A 4,580-nucleotide genomic window follows, 5' to 3' on the forward strand; every position below is an offset into this window, starting at 1 on the left:
GAGCAAAAGATGGACATTCTTTCCTTAATGAAATTCCTAAGACCCCACTCATAAGTTTAAAAAGCGTAGTAGCGCTCTTTCCATACTCATTTCTAGCCGTAATAACCTTTGTGCAAACAGGTTGAGTATCCACCATAAAGGTTATGGAAAATGTGCCAGTTATACTTGATTCTCTTGCAGCTATGGTTGGATGTGTTCCAAAGTCTATAAAAACTTGGGTTTGGGTGGTAAACCCTTGCCCTTCTATTGTAACAATTGTTCCAATTGGACCTGAGTTTGGATTAACCAAAGTAATTGCTGTCCAAGGCCAATAATCAACCCAATCACTTACCTTATCCCCTTGACCTGATGGGTTTGTAATTGGATGTTCTGGTCCAGAATTTGCACCCCACCAATTGTAGGTTGCAGAGATTGTTCCTGAGCTTCCATCATGATAGACACCATAGCCTTTGGTTAAGTCGCCGTTTTTGTTGCCAAAGAGGTTGTTGCAATGGATTTCACAGAAAGAATTAGAGACGGAGCAAATTCCATATCCCTTATTAGATAAACCGGGCGAACCACCTGGGCCACCTGCTCCTCCTTGATTATTAGATATAATATTTTGGATAATCCTATTAGTGGATGAATAAAGATATATCCCACAGCCAATACCACCTGGACCACCACCAACCCAAGGACTACTTGTAGTTCCACCTCGTCCTCCTGTGTTGTGGGAAATAGTGTTCTTTAACATTGTAGTATCAGTTGAAGACAAAAGATATATTCCGCAGCCTAAACCTCCTGCGCCACCTGAGTTTCCCATTCCACAATACTCATCTCCTGTTCCTCCTGGACCACCCCTATTCTCAGAAATCATATTATTTTCTATATTGTTATTGCTACACTGCCGAATATAAATTCCAACCCCATCTCCACCTTGACCACCGTGAGCATAACAAGTGCCAGTATGATTTCCATATCCTTTACCGCCACTATTACATGAAATTTTATTATCGGTTATTGTATTTCCTGAAGAGAAAGAAAGAAATATTCCTACGCCACTCCCACCCGAACCTCCAGTACCATTTCCTCCTCCACTCCCTCCTTTTCCACCACTATTATTGAAGATTACATTCTCTCTAATAATATTAGTAAAAGAGAAAGAAAGAAATATTCCAGATCCATCTCCACCTTTACCTCCTGTACCATCCCATGCACCACTACCACCTTGACCACCAGTATTATCAAAAATTAAATTTTTAATAATAGTATTGTTTTGCGACAGGGATAGATATATTCCTGCTCCAGTACCACCAATACCACCGCTACTAAGCCAACTAGTGCTATAACCACCATTACCACCAGTATTATCAAAAATAGTATTTGCCTTGATAAGATTGTTATCAGATGAAGAAAGATAGATTCCGCAGCCAATATATCCCTGTTGACCCTGGCCTCCCGGGATTCCATCATTTCCTTTATTGTCATGGATATAATTGTTAGTGATTGTAATCCCAGATGCATTCTCCAAATAAATTGCCTGTTTTGCATATCCAATATCGCAATAGCTTATCCGGCTTCCACTTGCTCCACTGCCAGATAGTTTAATCCCTTTCCAATGCCCAACTGTATGGGTTTCCTGGTCAGAGGTAAATGTAATTGTGCCAAGGGGTGTGCCTATTGCATTTAATGTGCCATAGCAGATTAAAGATGTCTCTGTTGCAAATTTTACAGTTACCCCTGGATTAATGGTTAGTTTAATCCCATTGACTACATATACCGTATCGGTTGCAATATATGGGCTTCCTGCCAAATTCCAGGTTGTATCACCTGTAATTGTCCCAGAAACATAGGTTTCTGCCCAGGCTATCTTGCAAGCCATAAACCCTAAAGCCATCAAAATCTCAAAGATTGCTCTTTTCATTTGCTTTGCCTCCCTGAAAAAAATAGCAACGACTTAATTTTGCCGTTGCTTTTGTAAATTTTATATAAATCCAGCCCTTTATAAGGGCTGGGTAAAAACCCTTTAAGTGAATTACTCTCTCTCTGGACTGTCTGTGCGAAATTTATACTTAACATCTTAAGCAAAAGGATAATCATTTTAATTGGTTCTTGTCAAGGATTTTCTTTTTACATTCCTCAAGCATTTGTTTTGCTTGAATATTGTTTGGGTCAATCTTTAAGGCTTGGGTATATTCTGAAATAGCCATTTTAAAATCTTTCTTGTTTTGATAAACAAAGCCAAGTCCATAATGAACAAGGAAGGGATTAAAACTTAGGTCATCCTCAAAAACTCTTTCAAATTCACTTTTAGCATCTTCATAATTTTTATTATCTATGTAAGAAAACCCTAGATTCAATCTAGCACCATTACAGGATGAATCAATCTCAAGAGCTTTTTTATACTCAACAATTGCCTTATTAAGGTCTATTTGACGATATAGATTTCCCATTTCATTATAAATGAGGGCATAGTTTTTCCAAACATCAAAGGCAACCCTGTCTTTAAACCCCTTTCCTTGAAAAAGAAAGGCAATTTGGGTTTTTTCAAGTTCTTCACTTAATCTTTTTTTATCTTTGGGAAGTAGTCTAAAGAAAAGCCCATCGGGAAGGAGGAAAAAATTATCGCCAATACCCTTTTCCTGTCTTACCCCATGTCCTGCATAAATAGGAAACCTATCAAAGTTTGAGGTTACAATCTTATTTAGCCTTTCATTGATTACCTCCCCTAGATTATAGTATTTCAATTCTTTATAGGGAATAGGGTTAAATGGAAAAGCTATATTAGAATGCCTCTTTTTGATAGCCTCAATATGCCAATCACAGCCTAAAAACATCCAAACAAGATTGGGCGTATCATTTCTTCTTTCTTCTGCATACTGAAGATAATAAAGGGGGAGTGCATCGTAATCACCATAACAAAAGATAATCGCCTCTTTCTTTAATGGCCTTAAGATATTCATCCCATAGTCATAGCTAAAGAAGAATTTGGCTCTATTGTTTTGGAAATGGTTGGAAAAGTAAGGAATAGAAATAAGCAAAAGGAGAAAAAAGGATAAAAAGGGAATAAATCTGGCAAACAAAGATAAACCAAGTCCAATGAGGATAGAGGTAAGGATAAATGAGGGAATATAGTAATCACAAATATTGACAATGGTATATCTAATAGAATGTAGGCTATTGACTACAAAGATTAAAAGAAAAAAGAGAAAGAGAATCTTTCTTTTTAAAAAAAATGGTATGGAAAAAAGGGAAATCGATAAGATATATTTGCTAAATTGAGAAGGAAAGAATTTTAAATGAGAGCTAAAGCGGATTAAGGATTCTTTAATAGGCGAAAAATATCCAGTATAGCTTTTGGCAAGGATGTGAATAATAAAATTATCAAGGGTTTTTGGGTCTCCCCAATTAAGGATTGGATTTTGAGATGCCCTTAACGGAAGATATAGCCATAGGGAAAGGGGGAGAAGAAAGAGAAGAAACATCTTTAGGACAATAAAAGGTGAAAGCCCCATTCTATAAGGAAGACTTATAAGGTTTAGAAGGTAGGATTTGATTTTTAAGATAGAAGTGCCTCTCTTTTGCTTTTGAGCTTTAATTCTGTTCTTCCACGAAACAGCCAGAATAAAGAATATGCTTGCTGGGACAAGGTAGATGGTCTGGAAGTGGTGAGTGAAGGATAGGCCCAAGATAAAAGAAAGCAAATAGAGGAGTCTTGAGTCGGGAGTCTTGAGTCGGGAGTCTTGCCATTTAAGTAAGATAAAGATAATGAGAGTGGCAAAGAGGGCATTAAGGGTGTATTTTTCAGTAATTACTGCCTGTTCCCAGAAGGTTAGGGAGAAGGTAAGGGTTAAGCTTGCAACAATAGAAGGAATAATCAAGGATGTAAGCCTTAAGGTTATAAAATATGTCATCATTACACAAAGGGAAGCAAAGAGGCTAGATTGCATATTCATCCTGAAGGCAATGTTTCCAATAGGGATTAGGGTTGTAAAGACCTTACCAAATAATGTATAGAGGGGATAGCCGGGAGGATGGGCAATGCCTAGTGTATAGGCACAGGTTATTAGCTCACCTGAATCATGGAATCCAATGGTTGGCGTTAAGCTATGCAAATAAACCCCAAATGAGACAAATAAAACAAGAAGGCCAAATATGTAATCTATTGTTTTAAAAGGGATTAACCGCTCATCCTTGCTTTTCATAAACCCCATTATATATCGCCTTAATCAAAAAGGCAAGCTTAAAATTTAAACCTTATCTTACCACCATAGACTTTATAGCAGAGAAATCATCTGCCTTTAGTTTATAGAAGTATAGGCCTGAGGAAAGGGGTTGGTTATTGTCATTCTTTAGGTCAAAGGGGATTGCCCGATTTCTTTGGGTATATGAGCCTTTGGTTTTTTGTCCTAGCTCTATTGTCCGAACCTTCTGTCCGAGGATGTTATAGATTTCTAGGGAAACATTAGCATCCTTTGCTAGTTTGAATGGGATATAGCAGGCATTATTTGCTGGATTGGGATAGGATTGAAGGAGTTCTGAGAGTTTTGGAGTTTGCGAGTTTATGGTTATTGAGATTTCCTGGGCTTGCATTTCTCGGT

At 37.7% G+C, this 4,580-nt stretch carries 3 protein-coding genes; all 3 read right to left on the minus strand.

Annotated features, from left to right (window positions below; genetic code table 11):
* A partial coding sequence (locus tag AB1630_10625) for a right-handed parallel beta-helix repeat-containing protein (GenBank protein ID MEW6104244.1) occupies nt 1–1,903 on the minus strand: 1,903 nt, incomplete at its 3' end.
* 172 nt (nt 1,904–2,075) lie between these two features.
* Nucleotides 2,076–4,184 (minus strand): DUF2723 domain-containing protein, encoded by a 2,109-nt coding sequence (locus AB1630_10630; protein MEW6104245.1) that lies wholly within the window; start codon nt 4,182–4,184, stop codon nt 2,076–2,078.
* Between the two features lie 52 nt (nt 4,185–4,236).
* Nucleotides 4,237–4,580: T9SS type A sorting domain-containing protein (locus AB1630_10635; protein MEW6104246.1), on the minus strand; the 344-nt coding region annotated here is incomplete at its 5' end.

The organism is bacterium (genome assembly GCA_040753555.1).
Taxonomy (GTDB): Bacteria; UBA9089; UBA9088; order UBA9088; family UBA9088; genus JBFLYE01.

Bases quoted from the DNA above. Each gene is read 5' to 3' on its own strand.
- AB1630_10630 (MEW6104245.1), bottom strand. From the start codon at position 4,184: ATGAAAAGCAAGGATGAGCGGTTAATCCCTTTTAAAACAATAGATTAC.